17 protein-coding genes and 1 pseudogene are annotated in these 18092 nt (G+C 57.3%); 12 read left to right on the forward strand and 6 right to left on the reverse strand.

The features are described 5' to 3' along the window. The gene (locus K8374_RS25160) at window positions 1–1242 is read right to left on the reverse strand and encodes a DUF1835 domain-containing protein (RefSeq protein ID WP_054894521.1); all 1242 of its coding nucleotides are present in this window, start codon (window positions 1240–1242) and stop codon (window positions 1–3) included. 350 nt (window positions 1243–1592) lie between these two features. Here K8374_RS25160 and K8374_RS25165 point away from each other — a divergent pair, with 350 nt between their 5' ends. Beyond that, window positions 1593–2213 carry a tyrosine-type recombinase/integrase gene (locus K8374_RS25165; RefSeq protein ID WP_008060324.1) on the forward strand — a complete coding sequence of 207 codons (621 nt, stop codon included), beginning with the start codon at window positions 1593–1595 and terminating at the stop codon, window positions 2211–2213. Window positions 2214–2338: 125 nt separating this feature from the next. On the opposite strand, the gene gcvA is transcribed toward K8374_RS25165, so the two are convergent. Continuing rightward, window positions 2339–3256 (reverse strand): transcriptional regulator GcvA, encoded by a 918-nt coding sequence (gcvA, locus tag K8374_RS25170; RefSeq protein ID WP_054894522.1) that lies wholly within the window; start codon window positions 3254–3256, stop codon window positions 2339–2341. Between the two features lie 305 nt (window positions 3257–3561). Here gcvA and K8374_RS25175 point away from each other — a divergent pair, with 305 nt between their 5' ends. The 5 genes from K8374_RS25175 to K8374_RS25195 all read left to right on the forward strand — a co-directional run bounded on the left by K8374_RS25175 (window position 3562) and on the right by K8374_RS25195 (window position 7723). Continuing rightward, entirely contained in the window at window positions 3562–4335 is a 774-nt protein-coding gene (locus K8374_RS25175) for an SDR family NAD(P)-dependent oxidoreductase (protein WP_054894523.1), read from the forward strand. Between the two features lie 72 nt (window positions 4336–4407). Continuing rightward, on the forward strand, window positions 4408–4755 hold the full coding sequence (locus K8374_RS25180; RefSeq protein WP_054894524.1) for a carboxymuconolactone decarboxylase family protein: 348 nt from the start codon (window positions 4408–4410) through the stop codon (window positions 4753–4755). 72 nt (window positions 4756–4827) lie between these two features. Then, window positions 4828–5496, forward strand: coding sequence for a cupin domain-containing protein (locus K8374_RS25185; RefSeq protein ID WP_054894525.1), 669 nt, complete (start codon window positions 4828–4830; stop codon window positions 5494–5496). Beyond that, complete coding sequence (locus tag K8374_RS25190; RefSeq protein WP_054894526.1) at window positions 5493–6626, forward strand: flavin monoamine oxidase family protein; 1134 nt, start codon at window positions 5493–5495, stop codon at window positions 6624–6626. The genes K8374_RS25185 and K8374_RS25190 overlap by 4 nt, the downstream gene beginning before the upstream one ends. 5 nt (window positions 6627–6631) lie before the next feature. Next, window positions 6632–7723 carry an alcohol dehydrogenase gene (locus K8374_RS25195; RefSeq protein WP_082412231.1) on the forward strand — a complete coding sequence of 364 codons (1092 nt, stop codon included), beginning with the start codon at window positions 6632–6634 and terminating at the stop codon, window positions 7721–7723. 308 nt (window positions 7724–8031) lie between these two features. On the opposite strand, the gene K8374_RS25200 is transcribed toward K8374_RS25195, so the two are convergent. Continuing rightward, window positions 8032–8577: a carboxymuconolactone decarboxylase family protein gene (locus K8374_RS25200; RefSeq protein WP_054894527.1), complete on the reverse strand. Its 546-nt coding sequence runs from the start codon at window positions 8575–8577 to the stop codon at window positions 8032–8034. A gap of 119 nt (window positions 8578–8696) precedes the next feature. Between K8374_RS25200 and K8374_RS25205 the strand changes: the two genes are divergently transcribed. Next, window positions 8697–9647, forward strand: coding sequence for an AraC family transcriptional regulator (locus tag K8374_RS25205; RefSeq protein WP_054894528.1), 951 nt, complete (start codon window positions 8697–8699; stop codon window positions 9645–9647). A 42-nt stretch (window positions 9648–9689) separates the two neighbouring features. On the opposite strand, the gene K8374_RS25210 is transcribed toward K8374_RS25205, so the two are convergent. Next, window positions 9690–10529, reverse strand: a complete 840-nt coding sequence (locus K8374_RS25210; protein ID WP_054894529.1) for an AraC family transcriptional regulator — start codon at window positions 10527–10529, stop codon at window positions 9690–9692. A gap of 284 nt (window positions 10530–10813) precedes the next feature. Between K8374_RS25210 and K8374_RS25215 the strand changes: the two genes are divergently transcribed. From K8374_RS25215 to K8374_RS25235, 5 genes and pseudogenes are all read left to right on the forward strand, one after another. Beyond that, the gene (locus tag K8374_RS25215; RefSeq protein WP_054894530.1) at window positions 10814–11335 is read left to right on the forward strand and encodes a YkgB family protein; all 522 of its coding nucleotides are present in this window, start codon (window positions 10814–10816) and stop codon (window positions 11333–11335) included. A 370-nt stretch (window positions 11336–11705) separates the two neighbouring features. Next, window positions 11706–12017 (forward strand): annotated as a pseudogene (locus K8374_RS25220) (nuclear transport factor 2 family protein); the annotation flags it as partial. Between the two features lie 120 nt (window positions 12018–12137). Next, on the forward strand, window positions 12138–13001 hold the full coding sequence (locus tag K8374_RS25225) for an alpha/beta fold hydrolase (protein ID WP_224459427.1): 864 nt from the start codon (window positions 12138–12140) through the stop codon (window positions 12999–13001). Window positions 13002–13211: 210 nt separating this feature from the next. Continuing rightward, on the forward strand, window positions 13212–13841 hold the full coding sequence (locus K8374_RS25230; RefSeq protein WP_054894531.1) for a CGNR zinc finger domain-containing protein: 630 nt from the start codon (window positions 13212–13214) through the stop codon (window positions 13839–13841). A 108-nt stretch (window positions 13842–13949) separates the two neighbouring features. Continuing rightward, window positions 13950–14915, forward strand: coding sequence for a YeeE/YedE thiosulfate transporter family protein (locus tag K8374_RS25235; RefSeq protein ID WP_054894532.1), 966 nt, complete (start codon window positions 13950–13952; stop codon window positions 14913–14915). A gap of 881 nt (window positions 14916–15796) precedes the next feature. Here K8374_RS25235 and istB read toward each other — a convergent pair. Beyond that, on the reverse strand, window positions 15797–16600 hold the full coding sequence (gene istB, locus K8374_RS25240) for an IS21-like element ISPst3 family helper ATPase IstB (RefSeq protein ID WP_010454871.1): 804 nt from the start codon (window positions 16598–16600) through the stop codon (window positions 15797–15799). After that, entirely contained in the window at window positions 16593–18092 is a 1500-nt protein-coding gene (istA, locus tag K8374_RS25245) for an IS21-like element ISPst3 family transposase (RefSeq protein ID WP_024012635.1), read from the reverse strand. Before istA ends, istB begins: the two co-directional genes overlap by 8 nt.

Raw genomic sequence — 18092 nt, forward strand, 5'->3', positions numbered from 1 at the left:
CTAGCGACGCCACACTCGCCCGTCAGCAGTGACCACCCAAGGCGATTGGCCCGCGATAATACGCACCCCGCCAACCCAGCGTTCTTCTGGTGTGTAATCGAGCCAGTTCTTATTTCCGAGTAACACTTGCTCTCCAAGAGGAGTCATCCGAATGAGGCGTTTTTGCCACTCTCTACCCGGCAACTCTTCGACTAGCGGATACGGAGTAACGGTGATGGTCCTTCGTAGTGTATTGAACATCTGATCGCCTAGATAAGGCAGCGGCTCGTAACTCATCATAAGGTGGCCGAACACCTTGCCAGCCGCCAACCCACCCCGCTCGGCAAGAATCCGCAGTATCAGCCGCTGGGTCATGCTCAAGCCGTCCTCTGCGCCTGGAAGCTCTTGAAGTTGCCTTGCCAAGGCTGGCCCAAGTAGCGGTAACGCCGGATGCGGCTGCACTGCCAATTGCGCCCAATCGCCCGGGTCCGTTGCCGTATAGGCATCCCAAGCTTTGCGGGCAAGCGCCAACGCATCGTCACCAAGTGGGCGCCGTTGGGTCCAGAGCCAGGCCAACAGATCCGGCGCGAGCTGACCAATGCCTAAGAATCGTTCAACACCAGGCACCCGATTGATCTCAATCAATTCGAGCCTGTGTGGCAGGACGGGCAGACTCGCCAGTAATCGAATCAGAAACAATTGGTCGTACGCATCACCTTCACACCAAAGCACCAGTTCACTGTCCTCGTTAAGTTGCGCTAGCGCCTTGCGCTGAATTGCCTGGCGCTCCTGGATATCCTTGGAAGCGAGTTGGAATGCCTGCTCCGCGAACTTCGCGCGCACCAACCAGTAATCATCATCCGCTAAAGCGGGAACCGGCCCCAGCACCATGGGATCATCGAACATATGAAATGAACCCGAGAATCCCGCTACTCGAAGGCTGTGCTCAATATCGTTGCCACAACGCCAATGCTGGATTGTTGATTCGTTTGCAGCAGCGAAGCCCGGATGCCGTGCCGCGAATGCAACGCTGTCGGTGTGAGCAATCAGTTTAGGCCAACTGGCGAAACCCGACTCGCGAGCCACCAGCCACTGCGCATCGGCGAGTCGATAGTTTGGGCCAGGTATACCCAGTGCGTGTAGCTGGGAACGGGCATCTGCGGCCTGGTTATTCTTGATGTCTTTCAAAAGGCGCTTGGCGTGTTTGCGAAGCGAAGGGAGGTCGAGTAGACCGTGATGACGGGAAGCAATAGTGGCAGGCATGCCAACTCCTTATGAGGCTCGGTCCGCCGACAAGCCGGGAGCTGGAATGAAAAAATGGGTAAGCATGCCTTGGGTGACCCCTTCGCGCGGACCGCAGGCGCAGCAAACGCCCATGTGCCGACTTTAGCCGGAAGAAGGGACAGAAGCAAAGAGTGGAGGAGCACTGATATTGAACAGCCAGTCTTGAGGTGGGACGCAAAGTGTCGCTACACCGGCGAACGCCGTGAGGGCTATGGCAGCTATCGGACATTTGCAGTCATTCGTGAACGGCAGCAATGGGTCGATTAGCGACCTCCAAACAATGCGACTGCTGATCCACCCTTGTCCTTCCTCAACCCGGAGGACAAGCCATGAACACTATCGCTTTACATCGCCATCAGCCTTGGAACAAGGGAAAGCTTGTTGGGCAGAAAGCCCCGCTTCGAGTCAGAGATATCTGGGCCATTCGGGTCAGGCTTCAGCTCGCGGAGAAGACACGGGATCTGGCTCTGTTCAACTTGGCCATCGACAGCAAACTGCGTGCCTGTGACTTAACCAAGCTACGAGTACGTGACATTGCGCATGGGGAGCATGTTTCGTCACGGGCCATCGTGATGCAGCAGAAAACTCAACATCCAGTGCAGTTTGAAATTACTGAGCAAACACGAACAGTTCTGGAGGCTTGGATGCGCCAGGCGCATCTTCGCAGTGAGGACTTTCTGTTCCCGACGCGATTGCATGACTCAGATCATCTCTCCACCCGGCAATACGCTCGAATAGTAAAAGCATGGGTAACAGCCATTGGACTTGACCCGACGATGTACGGTACCCACACGCTACGGCGAACCAAGGCTTCGTTGATCTATCGCAGGACCAAAAACTTGAGGGCAGTTCAACTCTTGCTTGGTCATACGAAACTTGAAAGCACTGTCAGGTACTTGGGCATCGAGGTAGACGATGCTCTAGAAATGGCAGAGCAGACAGACGTGTAATTACCCACTGCGACGGTCTGGGTCAGACCGTCGCTTTCCGACCCATTGCGGCCGGTCGCTAACGACTGCAAGTGGCCGGTTTCCGTCCCTTACGTCAGGCAGAAAACGGCCTAAGCTCAAGTTCATTACCAGGTATTCGCTGCCTCGGATAGCAACCACTCTCGGAAGGTTGCCAGCCTTGGCAAGCTGGCACACTCTGGTCGGTAGACAACGTAGTAAGCCAGCCCTGAAGCAACGCTAATGTCTGGGAACAGTCGAACCAGGCGGCCGCTCGCCAGGTCATCACGCGCCATTACGCTGCGGGCTAGCGCGACACCATGCCCTTCGACTGCAGCCTGCAGGACGGCAGCTGAGTTGTTGATTTGCATGCCGCGAAGGGTGGTCGTGTCCGTCACGCCAGCCTTGCGCATCCAGGTTTCCCAGGTCGGGAAGCCTGAGTGGTTATCCATCGAGAGATCGTGAATCAACATCTCCCGCACCAGGTCATCGGGCTTGTGCAGGCGCAAGTGCTCTCGCAGCAATTGCGGCGAGCACACCGGATAAATCTCTTCCTCCATCAGCTTCTCGGCAGCCAGCCCTGGCCACCTGCCCGTGCCGTAGCGCACACCAATGTCGATTTGCTGAGCAACGAAATCCACCGGCTTGAGGTTGGTGTCCAGTCGCACGTCCGTATCAGGGCAGATGACCTGGAAGCGGTCGATTCGGGGCAGTAGCCACTTGGCGGCGAAGGCCGGGCTTACGGCCACGGTAAGCACTCCACGGATCGAACTTTCCTGAAGCCGCTCCATCCCCAGGGTCAGTCTGTCGAAGCCTGCCCGGATATCCGGTAGAGCACGTTCGGCAGCATCCGTGGGAATCAGCCGTGCTTTACCGCTGGTACTGCGGACAAACAGAGGCGTTCCTAGCCAATCCTCCAGTGTACGCACGAGCTGGCCAACCGCTGCAGGCGTAACGTGCAGCTCGGCTGCAGCCGAAGAAAAACTCTGATGGCGGGCGCTGGCTTCAAAAGCACGTAGCGCGTTGAGATGAACTGGAGCCTTCATATTGATAAAGAATTTCTTTAGTGGTGAGACACTTTATCTCGTTTGTTGGCGGATTTGGAAGCGAGGAAGATTCGTTCCAAGGCCAAGGGTGCTGATGCTTAGCCACCCGAAGTCAACGGAAAGTCTTTGGAGTTTAGCTGTGTTGGAAAGTTTTTCTTCCTGATCTACAGCTTCCAGACACCCAACGTTGCACTGGCCCCTAGAGGGTACGAACTGCCTGCCGGTGACGGCGTCTTTGGCAAGTGACTCGTCCCAATCCCCGTTAGCCAGACACCTGTCGTGGGCAGGTGCAAAGAGGTCTCCCAATGAGCAATCAATTCAACGGTAAGAAACTGCTGGTCGTCGGTGGCACCAGTGGCATGGGTCTGGAAACCGCACGCCAGTTTCTCACCGAAGGCGGCAGCGTAGTGATAGTCGGTAACCGTCCGGAAAAAACTGAAGAGGCTCGTAAAGACCTCTCCGCTCTGGGCAACGTAACTGCCCTTATTGCAGATCTGACGAGCGACGAAGGCCTGGCCAAACTGATCAAGACCCTCAGCGAGCAGCACTCGGATATCGACATGCTGGTGAACGCTGCAGGTGTGTTCTTCCCGAAACCCTTCCTGGAACACCAGGATGCGGACTACGACCAGTACATGAAGCTGAACAAGGCGTTCTTCTTCATTACCCAAAAGGTTGCCGCCAACCTGGTTGAGCAAAACCGCCCAGGCGCCATCGTGAACATCGGCTCGATGTGGGCCAAGCAGGCAGTCGCCGCCACCCCGTCCTCTGCCTACTCCATGGCGAAAGCCGGCCTGCACTCCTTGACTCAGCATCTGGCGATGGAACTCGCTTCGAAGAACATTCGCGTGAATGCCGTTTCCCCGGCAGTTGTGCAGACCCCGATTTACGAGGGCTTTATTCCGAAGGCCGAGGTGCACAGCGCTCTGCAAGGCTTCAACAGCTTCCATCCGATTGGCCGTGTTGGCACCCCGCAAGATGTAGCCGGTGTAGTTGCCTTCCTCCTTTCCGAGCAAGCCAGCTGGGTTACCGGTGCCATCTGGGACGTTGACGGCGGTGTCATGGCTGGTCGCAACTAAGACCTGCGCCCAGTTTCCACCCGACCTGCCGTGACCTCACTTCCGGCCTCAACCATTACTTGGAGAAGAACCATGATGCAAGACTGGAATGCCTACCGCGAATCGCTGCTGGTGCGCGTAGGCGACTATGCCAAACAAAGCCCCGACGTTATGCGAGGCCTGATGACCATCGACAATGCGGCCGTCAAAACGGCTCATCTGGATCCGAAGATCCATGAGCTGATCGCATTGGCTGTGGCGATCACCACTCGCTGCGATGGATGCATTAGCGTCCACACCCAAAAGGCTGTTGAGCACGGTGCTTCCCTCGAGGAAATTACCGAGGCGCTGGGCGTGGCCATTGCGCTGAATGCCGGTGCAGCACTGACCTACTCGGCGCGTGTCGTCGAGGCTTACCAGCAGCTACCGGCCAGGCAATAACTCGTATCGACGAGGGCCGATCGCCTCTGTAGGGGGGATCGGCGTCTTCGCATCCCCGTTTGGATAAACCGTATGTTGATCAACGCCGACTTCACTCGCCCCGCTGTTGTGGCTCCACACGAATACCAGTGGGTTGCTTCGCCCCAGACAGGTGTCGACCGCGTGATGCTGGATCGTGTCGGTGCAGAGAGAGCGCGTGCCACTAGCATTGTGCGCTATGCCCCGAACTCTTATTTTCCAAGTCATCTGCACCCTGGTGGGGAAGAGATCCTGGTGCTGTCGGGCACTTTCTCTGACGAGGTGGGGGACTATCCTGCGGGTTGGTATCTACGCAATCCGCCTGGCTCGAGCCACCGGCCGTCCAGCACCGAGGGGGCCACCATCTTCGTCAAGTTGCAGCAGATGCCTGCCTGCGAGCAGCACCACGTGCGTATCAATACCCGAGACCCGTCCAACTGGCAGCGCCAGGGCTCGCGTGAGTTGTGCCCGTTGTTCGCTGACGATTCAGAACAGGTGAGCCTGCAACGCCTGGGAGCGAACGAGTTGCTCTACGACGAGTTGCTGAACGGCTTCGAGTTACTGGTGCTGGAGGGCAGCGTAATGGCGGACAGACAGTCCTGTGAGCGCGGCGCTTGGTTACGAATGCCAGCAGGGCGGCACTTGGATGTCGTTGGTGGCCAACAGGGAGCCACCGTTTACCTGAAAACCGGCCACCCGGCTCATCCGGAGGTGAAAGCATGACCACGCAAACCACCCGTATTGTCATTGTTGGTGCCGGATTGAGTGGGCTGTATGCGGCCTATCTGCTGCAGCAGCAAGGCATCGGTGATTTCGTTGTTCTGGAAGCTCGGGATCAGCCTGGCGGACGCATTGCGTCAATCAATGCCCAAGGGCAGGTAGTCCAGCACACTTCAACGAACAGTATCGTTGATCGTTTCGATCTTGGGCCTACCTGGTTCTGGCCGGGCTACCAGCAAGAACTGGATGAGCTTGTCGACGCGTTGGGAATTGAGCGATTCGAGCAATTTGAAGCGGGCGACATGGTAGTGGAGCGTGCGTATGAAGGCCCTGCAGTGCGCACGCGCGGTTACGTAAACTCACCGCCATCCATGCGTCTGGTCGGCGGTATGGGAGCGCTGGTCGAGGCTCTGCTCCGCAGAGTGAATCCACAGAAAATAGTCTCCGGCCAGACCGTGCACCTGCTTCGTAAGCATGACTCCTATGTCGAAGTCGAAAGCCAAAACGCAAACGGCGTAGTGACGACCTGGCGTGCCGAACATGTGTTCCTGGCGCTCCCGCCACGTCTGCTCGAAAGCACGGTCGACTTCGAGCCATCCTTGCCTGCGGAACTTGCCAGGCAGTGGCGAACGACTGCTACGTGGATGGCTCCTCACGCCAAGTACATTGCAATCTACGAGACACCGTTCTGGCGAGACCAGGGACTGTCCGGTGAGGCCCGCAGCATGCGGGGACCTCTGGGAGAAATCCATGATGCCTCGATGCCAGGCGGCAGCTCGGCACTGTTCGGCTTCATCAGTGTGCCAGCGAGTACACGCGGCAAGATCCCTGACGAAATGCTGCGAGAGCTTTGCCGAGAACAACTGGCCCGGATGTTCGGTCCCGCAGCGGCGATGCCGAAGGCCGAATTCATAAAAGACTGGGCTCAGGACTCTTGCACGGCCACCAGCGCCGATGTGAATGCGATTGCCCAGCATGCAGTCGTGCCCGCCACCAGCGCCTCTTGCGGGCCCTGGCATGGTTGCCTGACGGGCATCGCCAGCGAGTGGTCCTCTCAGTTTCCTGGATACCTCGCCGGTGCCGTAGAGGCGGCCCGATTGGGCGTGCAGGATCTGATTTCACTTAAGGAGTGATGACCATGACAAGCACCTACCGCGCCATGCAAGTCAGCCGTCCAGGGGTTCTCGAACTGGTGGAGCGTGCAACGCCAACGCCCGGTATCGGGGAAGTACTGATCGAGATTGAGGCCTGCGGCATTTGTGGCGCTGACGCCAGTGACATCGACGGGGCAGATCCAACGCTGCAGCCTCCGCGTGTGCCCGGCCATGAGGTGGTTGGTCGAATTGCTGCACTAGGTGAGCACCTTCCCTCGATTTGGCGAGTCGGCCAACGGGTTGGCATCGGGCGTCTGGGCGGACACTGCAATGAGTGCACGCAATGCCGCCAAGGGCTTTTCCAGCTCTGCCAGAACCAGCTCATCGTCGGTGCCTCCTGCGATGGTGGCTATGCCGAAATGATGATTGCCCGTGCCTCAGGGCTCGTGTCGATCCCGGACGAGTTGAACGCAGAGGAAGCCGCGCCAATTCTCTGTGCGGGTATTGCCACGTTCAACGCATTGAAGAAATCCGGAGCACAGGCCGGCGATACCGTTGCCATTCTCGGTATTGGTGGTCTTGGTCACATGGCTCTGCAGTACGCACGCCGTATGGGCTTTCGCGTGATTGGCGTTGGTCGGGGCAGCGATATCGCGCAGGACGCGATGGATCTGGGTGCCCATATCTACATCGACGCCAATGAAGAGGATGCAGCAGAGAAGCTGAAGGCCATGGGTGGTGCGCATGCCATCGTCACGACCATCGGTGTCCCTGCGGCCGTCTCCGCGCTAATGCCAGGCCTGACACCGCAAGGCCGTCTCGTACTCCTGGGTGCCGGCAAAGACCCGCTGCCCGTATCCAGCGGCCATCTGGTCGTAGGAGAGCGTAGCGTACTGGGCTCCATCACTGGTACGCCTTACGAGAACGAAAGAACGCTGGGGTTCAGTGTGCTGGCTGGCGTGCGCCCAAAGATTGAGGTGATGCCTTTGGAGCAAGCTAATGAGGCTTATCAGCGGATGAAGTCAGGTGACGTCAAGTTCCGCATGGTCTTGACCGTCGACCGGCAACGCCTCAGCCCATCCACCTCAGATGCTGGCATTGAGCTGGCTCAAGCCAAGAGCGCACAGCGCCCATGACAAACACCAGTTCCAGCATCGCCCTACAACACGACTCCTTGCTGCTTTCGTGAGCAGTTGCGTTGAGGGCTCAACGACCCGGTTCGTACGAGCCAGTACACGTTTGCCTGATGAACGTCCGCTTCTGGCCGTTTTCTGCCCGTGGTGAGAGGCAGAAAACGGCCAGGAGCGGACGCTCCAGATGCCCTCACCATCCGCTGGATCAATATGCGCGCAGCGAAAATACCAATGGCGCCATCAGGCGCCATTGGTGTTTTCATTTTAGAGAGCGAACCTGAAGGTTGCCCTCCAAAGCCTGACGAGACGACTCAAACCGCAGCAGGAATTGCCGGGAAGTCGATCGTCGTGTCGTTCACACGGTTGAACAGGTTGGTGAACATGATGACCGAGATCGCCAGGCTGATTTCCGCCAACTGCACGTCGGTGTAACCCGCAGCCTTGATGGCCGCAAAATCCTGTTGGCTCACGGTACCGCTGGTTTTGATCAGCAAGGTGACAAAGCTGATCAGGGCATCGCGTTTCACGTCGCCAGTCGGACGGCCAGCACGCACATTCTGAAGCACTTCAACGCTTAAGCCGGTCATTTTGCCGAGCATGAAATGCGCGGTTTCGCAGTAGTCGCAACCGGTCAGATGGCTGACCAGCAGCTTGATGACTTCCTGATCCTGTTTGCTCAGGGTGCCGGCGGCCAGTGCACCGTCTGCGCCCAGGATTGCACCCAGACCCGCCGGGGTCAGGGCACCGATCGCGGCGTAGGTGTTAGGCACCATGCCGACAGCCTTCTTGATGTTGCCGTACAGTTCAGCGGTAGCGCCGGTTGCGGTTTCGATTGCAGGGGTGTGAATGCGGCTCATGATGTCTCTCCAAGGTGGATGTGTATCGGGTGAGACGCTACTTTAGGAAATACATCCGATACCGATAAGATTGGAAAGACTCACAAACAACCTCATTCGTCTCAAATCAGGAGTGTTCCATGAATCCCCCTCTGGATTGGCTCAGTCAATTGCTGGCGATGATTCCGGTTTCCGGCCGACTGGACACACGATGCTATTACGGTGCGCCCTGGCAGATCACTTATGAGCCATCACCTCTGGGCGAGATGCCCTACCACATAGTCCTGACCGGCTCTGCGATGGTGAACGCACAAGGCGATTACCCGGCGCAGCAACTCCATGAAGGAGACATCATCCTTTTCGCCCATGGGTCGGCGCATATCCTTCACGATGGCGGTGAAAAAAAGGCAGGGCAGGCACTTTTCAGGCAGGAGCTGAACTTCGTCATCAGTGAAAACCTCGAGGCCGGAGAACGGCTGGAAATGCTCTGCGGGCGCTTCATCGTGAAACCGCCTTATGATCGCTTTCTACGTGCGTATCTGCCGCCCCGGTTGATCGTAAGGGCGACGCCTGCCCTCCCCGTCGATCATTCCACCGCAGGGCAATTGGCGAGTCTTGTAGGGTTGATGCGTCATGAATCGGCCAGCCCGACCCTAGGCGCTCACGCGATGCTGGGTGCACTCTCTGCGGCGTTGTTTACCCTGGCGTTGCGTCGAGCGAGAGAAGAAGCAAATACTCCCTCGGGCCTGCTGGCGATGGCGGGCCATCCTCGTCTTGCACCGGCATTGAACGCGATACTGCATGACCCGGCTCATACCTGGACACTGGAAAACCTGGCCGCGCTTTGCAACATGTCGCGGGCGACACTGGCCCGGCATTTCAAGGAGCGCATCGGCTGCACCACCAATGATCTGCTGACAGACGTTCGAATGACCCGAGCAATCAACGAGCTTAAAAACCCTTCAAACTCGACGGAACTGGTCGCCGAGCGCGTGGGGTATCAATCGATCACCGCTTTTCAAAAGACCTTTAAACAATATGTCGGAATGAGTCCCGCGCAATGGCGCAGGCTGAACAAGGCCAATGCCTGATCAAGGCCACGCACACCCAGCCAACATACGTGGGGAGCTTGATCAGGCAGGCACACCATCGGCACTCACCGATTTCATCCAGTCACGGGGATTGAGCCCCGTTCTTCGACGAAAAGCCCTGGCCAGCGCTGAGGAACTTTCGTACCCCACCTGATCGGAAATCAGTGCGATGGGGCGACCTTCGCGCAGCAGTTTCTGAGCGAGGCTGATGCGCCAACTCAAAAGGTATTCAGCCGGTGTCTGGCCCACGGTATTTTTGAAGTGAGCGGCGTAACTGGCACGCGACATATTGCACACCACAGCCAGTTCCGCTATCGACCAGGGGTGCTGCGGGTCTTCATGAATCTTCACCAGCGACCGAGCCAGACGAGGATCGGCCAGCCCCGCGATCAACCCTGACTTGAGCTGCTGGTGATCGAGCAAATGCCGGAACAACTGGATCACCACCAATTCAAACAACCGATCCAGAGCCGCCTGACGGCCACACTGATCGGCTGCTGCCTCCTTGAACAGCCAATTCAACGTGTCGGTGAGCATGGGCAGTTCAACCAGGGGCATAACGATCAGGTCCGGCAAGGAGGCTGCCAGGGGATTATTAACCCCGCCTGCAAATTGCAAGGACGCACACTGCAAATTCGCGACTCCCGCATCGCCGCTGATCAACCGGTGCCGGCTGGGCCTGGGCACGAAAATCAGACTCGGCTCGGTCAGCACCTGCGTTGGCTGGCCTGAAATTTCGAGCCTCATCTCACCTGCCTGCAGCAAATGGATGTGCCCTCTCTGATCGTTGCCATCGAACGCACTTACGCCACAGAGCTCTCCGCTATAGAACAGATTTGCGCGTACCCCGAACAGTGACAACAGCGTGGACAATCGATCCATAAATTCACCGAATTAGACGATTAGCATCATATCTTTGACTATTTGCGTCCTTAGCGATCAATTCTCGAAGCAGTATAGCCCCGTACCCAACGCGGGCTGCGCGGTGCGACCGGAGACTGAAGGATGTCTCACCAGGTCAAACTGGCCATGGAGGAAGTCACTCCCTGGCCTCGTCTGAAGACGTCGTCGCCCACTTTGCGTCCTCCTGAAAAAGGTCGATGGCGATCTCACGTATCACGCCTCGCCAACCTCAACCCTTTAGACGACGTTACCGGAGAAACAACATGAGCACTTCCACTGTGAACCAAGGCAACACCACCGCTGGCCTTCTGAAACAAGGGCTCGGCGACAAAGTTACCCAACTCGGCATAGGCAGTCTCTACTTCGCAATGACCGTCATTTACTTGTGGTTTGGCGGCATGAAGTTTTCTGCGTATGAAGCCAACGGCATTTATGGATTTGTCAGCAACAGCCCACTGCTTTCCTGGATGTATGGCTTCATGAGCATGCAAGGCTTCTCCAATTTCCTGGGCGTGCTTGAAGTCTCGGTAGGCTTGCTCATCGCCGGTCGTCTTGTATCACCCAAGCTGTCTCTGCTGGGAGGTGTTTTGTCCGCGGGCCTCTTCATCACCACGCTGTCGTTCATGCTGACCACCCCCGGTGTATTTGAACCGACCCTCGGCTTCCCCGCGATCTCGGTGGTTCCAGGACAATTCTTGCTCAAGGATCTGGGGCTTCTGGCCGCGTCGATATTCGTGGCGGGTACCTCACTGACCGCACTGGAGCGAGAAAGCATCAAGGGCTGACGGTCAGCCAGTGCAACAAGCTAATGGGCCTTCAGATGCGTCGAAGGCCCATTTTTTATTCCGACGCAAAAACAGTCGCTATGGGGGGCAAGGCAACGTATTGGTGGATGGCGAGGAAGTCACGATCTGCCGACGGCGGGCCAAATTTCAGGAACAATAAATAACCCCTAAAAAAGCATTTGACAGGTTACTGTTTCGAGGAATAACCTCTTAATCGTGATTGTAGAGGTTACCAACAACTCAAGAGACCTCCGTTATGTCCGCCTTTCTGCACAGACTCCCAAATAGCTGAACCGTGCACCGGTGCACGGACGCATCTCTGATCCACTCAATTATTGAGCATCGCGCTCATCTTTCACTGGAGAACGAAATGTCAGATCAACATTCAGCAAACCTGCACCACAACCCGGTCGACGTCGTGCGCGGTTTTTACGCTGCGCTCGGCCGGGGCGATGTTCCCGCCGTCATCGCCTTGCTCGATGATCAGGTGCAATGGACTGAGGCCGAACGATTCCCCTACTACAGCGGAACCTGGGTTGGGCCACAAGCCGTTGTAGACAACCTGCTCAAGCGTCTGGCTGCGGACTGGGACAACTTCACCGCAATCGCCGACGACTTCATCGTTCAGGACACCCGGGTCGTCTCCCTGGGGACATATGCCGGAACCTACAAGAAAACCGGCAAACATATGTCCTCGGACTTTGCCCACCTGTGGACGGTAAAGGGTGACAAAATCACCAGCTTTTTGATGTACACCGACACGGCAAAGGTGCTGGAGGCACTGCACGCCCCCGCTTCGAACATCGCCGCCACTCAATCGAAATTTGCCGAGGCTGACGGCGTACGTGTTTTCTATCGTGAAGCAGGTGACCCTTCGTTACCGACCCTCCTGCTGCTCCATGGTTTTCCGAGCTCGTCTCACCAGTTTCGCCAGCTGATCCCGTTGCTCAGCGAGCACTTTCACGTTGTCGCGCCTGATCTTCCCGGTTTCGGTTTCACCGAAGTGCCAGCGGAGCGTGGGTATGTCTACACGTTCGACGCGCTGGCCAAAACGCTGGCTGATTTTGTCGACGTCGTGGGGCTGAAAAGCTACGCCATGTATGTATTCGACTACGGCGCACCCACGGGCCTGAGACTGGCTGTCAAACATCCAGAGCGAGTGACAGGGCTGATCTCACAAAACGGCAACGCCTACCTCGAAGGGCTGGGCGATGCATGGGCGCCAATCAGGGCCTATTGGGCCGAGCCTTCGCCAGCCAACCGGCAAGTGATCGCCGATGCAATCCTGCATCTGGCGGGAACGAAATGGCAGTACGAGCATGGGGTGAGCGACCCAACCGCCATTGCGCCGGAGTCCTATACGCTGGATGCAATGCTTTTGGAGCGTCCCGGCAATAAAGAGATCCAGCTCGACCTGTTTCTCGATTACGCCAACAACCTCAAGTTGTATCCCGATTTTCAGGCGTTTTTGCGCGCCACGAAAATCCCGACACTGGCGATCTGGGGGAAACATGACCCTTTCTTTATCCCTCCCGGCGCAGAGGCGTTCAAGAAAGACAATCCCAATGCAATCGTAGAACTGCTGGACACTGGGCACTTTGCGCTGGAAACACATGCACAGCATATCGCCAGTCGGATCATTGAAGTGTTGGCTGGAGATTCATAACAGTCGCCATAAACAGACCGGATCGTCAGCCGAACTCCTGGGCCAAAGGATTGGCCTCGTTCTGCGGATTCATTTCATGGAAGGAATGACCTCAAATCGCCCTGCGAAAATCCGGCACTGGCATCAGGACAGACTGCAAGAATTAGTAACTTGTCAAAATAATTTTGAGTGGTTACTCTACTTCACAACTCAGAGACCCAAGTGATCGTCATGACCCATCCCGAGAACGGCCCGGCAATTTTTGTCGCTGATGCCCCCGCGTTAGATTTTTTGAACTCCGTGGCCAGTCCTGGCGGTACAGAGATCGACTGGATCAGCGATGGTGCCGGCTGGATCAACTGGCTGAAACAAACAGGATGGGTTGATCTAGCGATCCTTCACAACATTGAAGTCAAAGCCATGCCCGGCGAACTGGACATGGTCGCGTCCCAGGCGCAAGCACTCAGGGCATGGTTTCGCGAGTTCGTCATTAAATACAGAGGCAAACCCCTAGTTGCAGAAGCACTCAGCGACCTGGCAACCCTGAACCATTTGCTGGAGAGAGACGACAAGTATTCATCTATCGTCCCGGATCCGGTAGAACCCTTGCGATTCCAGTATCGGCAGCTGAGGCGTTGGCCTACACCACAGGCACTCTTGCTGCCGGTTGGGGAATTACTGGCTGATTTCGTTTGCTCAGAAGACTTCACGAATATCAAAAGCTGTGAGGGGGTTGGCTGCACGTTGATGTTCATTGACCACACCCGAGGGAAAAAGCGACGCTGGTGCAGCATGGCTGTGTGTGGCAACCGGGCCAAAGCGGCGGCTCACCGGGAACGAAGCAAGGTTTCGGGTAGCTGAGAGAGATTGACTCCTCATCTTCGCGACTACAATCAGGGAGCCGTCAGTGGCCTTGGCGGTTCCCCCTCCAATCGTGTTTGACCAGGCAGAAAATGGAGCGCCCCTCCTATGCTCATACCTGCCCTCAGTGCCTTCCTCGCGTTCGTCACGGGATATGCCATAAAGCGCGGCAATATCTGTGCGGTCGCGGCCGTCCATCAGTGGGTCCAGCACAAAGACAGTTATCACCTACGAGCCTTCCTGACCGCCATGTGTTGCTCCGGGATTGCACTGATATCAATCACGTGGTCGATGCCAGGTGTTACCAGCCTGTCGCCTGCTTATATGACGACGCTCGCAACGCTATCGGGCGCAGTCTTGTTTGGAATTGGCGCATGGGTGAATCAGGCGTGCGTGCTCGGAACGGTCGCGTTCTTGTGCAGAGGAGACATCAACTACGGCTGTACGCTGATTGGCATGTTTCTCGGATCGATCATGGGTCAATACGGGTCACAGCCAGTGCTGCAGTCTCCGGTTTCACCCCTTGAATCGCCCAGCGGATTCGCGCTCGCTGCCGGCCTATACGGCTTTGGCCTGATTTTCGGCCTCAGGCATCACGTTTTCCGTCACCCCCGACGTTCGGCAAAATACCGGCACTTCAGTAACAACGGCGAACTGTTACCCATGATGATTATCGTCGGCGGTTGCTGCGGGGCATTGCACGCGTTGAATGGAGAATGGACTTATCTTGCGGCGCTTGTTCGACTCGCGGCACGCACTATAACGGCATCCGCTGGCAGCCCCATTTCGACAATCTGCATCTATGCCTTTGCTGTTTTCGCCGGAGGTTTGTTCTCCGCTTGGCACAGTGGCGAATTCAGAGCGTCTTCTCTATCAATGCGCCTGGCTTCTCGCAAACTGGCAGGAGGTACGGCGATGGGATTTGCAGCCTGCAAAATTCCTGGCGGGAATGAGTCCATGTTGTTCTATGGCGCTCCATCACTGGCAACACACGCGATCGTCGCTTATGTGGCAATGACCCTGACAGTGCTTTGCATAACGTATATCCACCACGTTGCTCGTCAACAAGCCTGAGTTCTCGTGCAATCCGACTAGCGAACGCACGGTATCGCAGTAGCCGCAACCGGTCAGATTGCAGGCTGAATGCGGCCCTTGGTGAACGCCCCAAGAGCCTGCCTGATCAGCCGCAGATGACGATGTAGTCGTTCCTCTGCGTAACCCGGCGTGACTACCTTCCACGAAGTGAATGTAACGGCCCTGCACCTCATCGACTGGCAGGTACTCATCAACGTCACGACCAGATCCGTGTGGCATTGAGTCCATTGCCCAGCATCTGTCGCGTGCCCTTTGACATCGGTTCTTTCCTGGTTTGAGCAACGACCAGCAGGCAGAGACGCGCCTCTGAAAAAGACCTCGCTTCACACTCACTCAGATTGATTAAGAACGGGATGCCGCCGCACTTTAACGTTGCGACTGTCCGCTTCGGGTCGTTTGCAGCCCATGACGACAGGCGGCAATCCGCAAACAGCAGTAAGTAAAGAAATATTGTCCTTATCGGTATTTTCAGCGGTTAAAGGAAAGATTTCTTTTCCTTACTGCTGGGATTTTAGGGCATGGCAAGAGGCCGAGCTTTGAGCGCGGGTTGAGTCAAAGTTAGTCCTGGAAAGCGAAAACTGTGGGCTGGGCGGATCTCAAAAAAAAGGATCCTAAATCACCCAATCATCCGATCTTAGATTTCAATACGGCATCATTTACCTTAACTGTTGGCGCTGATGGAAAATTGACCCACCCTGCCGATTGAAATTTGACCCAGGGCGGATTGCTGATTTTGTTACCAGCAACTGTGGATAAGTCTACCAGCGCAGCTGCTGTTGCCCCCACTCCTTCGTTAGCCCAGTTCAGTTGTTTAAGACCTGCCACATGCAGCCATGTAGCAGGCCGTCGTCGCCATGAAATCAGAACGGCTCATCGTCCTCCGGTTCTTGGCCGCCCTTACGCTTTCGCTCCCGTGATTTGATCTTGGCCTGGGCCGCCAAGCTACTGTGTTGCAGTCGATAGGACTCGTTACCGGTTTCGACGATGTGGCAGTGGTGGGTCAGCCGATCCAGCAGGGCGGTGGTCATCTTGGCGTCGCCGAACACGCTCGACCATTCGGCGAAGCTCAGGTTGGTGGTGATCACCACGCTGGTGTGTTCGTACAGCTTGGACAGCAGGTGAAACAGCAACGCACCGCCAGCCTGGCTGAAGGGCAGATAACCCAGTTCGTCGAGGATGACCAGATCCATGCGCAGCAGAGCTTGGGCGATCCGCCCGGCTTTGCCGTCGTGCTTTTCGCGCTCCAGCAGATTGACCAGATCGACCGTGGAGTAGAAGCGCACGCGCTTGCCGTGCCGGGTGATGCCGGACACGGCCAGCGCAGTGGCCAGGTGGGTTTTACCGGTGCCAGGCCCACCGATCAGCACCACGTTCTGCGCGGTGTCGGTAAAGGCCAGACTGGCCAGTTCGCTGATCAAACGAGCGTCTGCGCTGGAGGCGCTGAAGTCGAAGCCGGCCAGGTCGCGGTGCATCGGCAGCTTGGCCATGTTCATCTGGTGGCTCACCGAGCGCATGGCGCGATCTGTGTGCTCTTGTTCCAGCAGGTGTTCGAGCAGCCACTTGGACGAGGCTGTGTTCGACTCACCCTGCGCAGTCAACTCCGCCCAGGCCGTGGCCATGCCGTGCAGGCGCAGCTCCTTGAGTTCCGCCATCAAATCACGCATGACCGATCTCCTCGGTCTGGCCACGCAGGCGGTCGTAGCGCGCCGTGTTAGCGACGGGGGCTTCCTTGAGCGACAAGTGGGTTTCGACGCTGGGTGGTGGTTCGGTCGCGGCCAGGCGCGCCACGACATTGAGGATGTGTTCGGCGCTCAGGCTGCCGCTTTCCAGTACCAGCTCAACAGCCACCAGCACCGCATCGAGCCCGGCGACCGGTACGGCAGCCAGAACTTGCGCCATGATCCGGTCACCGCCGGCATGACGCCCCAGACCGTGCTTAAGCTGACGCAGCGGCGCCGGCAGATCAGCAAAGGGCGCGCCGTTGCGCAGCGCACCGGGCTTGCGTTCGATCAGCGGGAGGTAGTGCTGCCAGTCATAGCTGACCTGGTCGCGATCCAGCAAGCGGACATGGCTGGCGATCAGCGCGTCGTCAGCCACCACCTCGATTCGCGTCGGATACAAACGGCTGCTGACCCACTTACCCGCATACTCACACGGCACCGAGTAGCGGTTGCGCCCGACGCTGACCAGGCAGGTGCTGGAGACCCGCGCAGGCCGCTCGACGTAACCGTCGAATGGCGCTGGCACAGGCATCAGTTCAGCGCGCTCCAACTCCAGCACTTCGGCCACACTCAGCCCGCTGTATTGAGGGTGCGTCAGCTCGTTCCAAAGCGCGCGGCAGCGCTGGCCCAGCCAGGCATTGAGTTCCTCGAAGGAGTGAAACTGACAGTCCTGGGCGTCTAGCCAGATACGCCTGCGGCTGTCTTGCACGTTCTTTTCAACGATGCCCTTTTCCCAACCAGCGGCGACGTTGCAGAAGTCCGGATCGAACAGGTAATGCGCGCACATCACCGCAAAGCGCGCATTCACCGCCCGGCCTTTGCCCTTATTGACCTTGTCGACGGCGGTCTTCATGTTGTCGTAGATGCCCCGGCGCGGCACGCCGCCCAAGGAGCCGAACGAGCGTGTATGGGCGTCAAATAACATCTCATGGCCCTGGCTCGGATACGCCACAAGCCAGAACGCACGGCTGGCACACAGCTTCAGATGTGCCACCTGCATACGCCGGTAAATGCCGCCGACCAGCAAGCCTTCCTCGCTCCAGTCAAACTGAAACGCCTCGCCAAGAGCAAAGGTCAGCGGCACAAAGGCCTGCGACGCCTTGCCCTGTCCCCCTCGCCAGGCACGGATAAACGCGGTGAGCTGGCTGTAGCCACCGTCATAACCTTCGGCTTTGATTTGCGCCAACAGCGCCTTGGCACTGCGCCGCTGTTGCTTGGGCCGCAGCGAATCGGCTTTTAGCGCCTGCTCCAGCGTGGCGTGAAAAGGGCTGAGTTTGTTGAAGATCGCGCGGCGTTGGTAGACCGGCGGCTTGGCCTCAGGTGCTCTGACCCACTTGCGAATCGTGTTGCGCGCCAACCCGGTGCGCTTGGCTATCTCATGCAGCGACAGCTTGTCGCGGAAATACATCCGGCGGATTTTGCCCATCATTTCCAT

This window comes from Pseudomonas sp. p1(2021b) (assembly GCF_020151015.1).
Taxonomy (GTDB): Bacteria; Pseudomonadota; Gammaproteobacteria; order Pseudomonadales; family Pseudomonadaceae; genus Aquipseudomonas; species Aquipseudomonas putida_K.

Coding starts and splice junctions, on each gene's coding strand:
- K8374_RS25160 (WP_054894521.1), bottom strand. CDS start 1,242: ATGCCTGCCACTATTGCTTCCCGTCATCACGGTCTACTCGACCTCCCT.
- K8374_RS25165 (WP_008060324.1), top strand. CDS start 1,593: ATGAACACTATCGCTTTACATCGCCATCAGCCTTGGAACAAGGGAAAG.
- gcvA (WP_054894522.1), bottom strand. CDS start 3,256: ATGAAGGCTCCAGTTCATCTCAACGCGCTACGTGCTTTTGAAGCCAGC.
- K8374_RS25175 (WP_054894523.1), top strand. CDS start 3,562: ATGAGCAATCAATTCAACGGTAAGAAACTGCTGGTCGTCGGTGGCACC.
- K8374_RS25180 (WP_054894524.1), top strand. CDS start 4,408: ATGATGCAAGACTGGAATGCCTACCGCGAATCGCTGCTGGTGCGCGTA.
- K8374_RS25185 (WP_054894525.1), top strand. CDS start 4,828: ATGTTGATCAACGCCGACTTCACTCGCCCCGCTGTTGTGGCTCCACAC.
- K8374_RS25190 (WP_054894526.1), top strand. CDS start 5,493: ATGACCACGCAAACCACCCGTATTGTCATTGTTGGTGCCGGATTGAGT.
- K8374_RS25195 (WP_082412231.1), top strand. CDS start 6,632: ATGACAAGCACCTACCGCGCCATGCAAGTCAGCCGTCCAGGGGTTCTC.
- K8374_RS25200 (WP_054894527.1), bottom strand. CDS start 8,577: ATGAGCCGCATTCACACCCCTGCAATCGAAACCGCAACCGGCGCTACC.
- K8374_RS25205 (WP_054894528.1), top strand. CDS start 8,697: ATGAATCCCCCTCTGGATTGGCTCAGTCAATTGCTGGCGATGATTCCG.
- K8374_RS25210 (WP_054894529.1), bottom strand. CDS start 10,529: ATGGATCGATTGTCCACGCTGTTGTCACTGTTCGGGGTACGCGCAAAT.
- K8374_RS25215 (WP_054894530.1), top strand. CDS start 10,814: ATGAGCACTTCCACTGTGAACCAAGGCAACACCACCGCTGGCCTTCTG.
- K8374_RS25230 (WP_054894531.1), top strand. CDS start 13,212: ATGACCCATCCCGAGAACGGCCCGGCAATTTTTGTCGCTGATGCCCCC.
- K8374_RS25235 (WP_054894532.1), top strand. CDS start 13,950: ATGCTCATACCTGCCCTCAGTGCCTTCCTCGCGTTCGTCACGGGATAT.
- istB (WP_010454871.1), bottom strand. CDS start 16,600: ATGCGTGATTTGATGGCGGAACTCAAGGAGCTGCGCCTGCACGGCATG.
- istA (WP_024012635.1), bottom strand. CDS start 18,092: ATGGAAATGATGGGCAAAATCCGCCGGATGTATTTCCGCGACAAGCTG.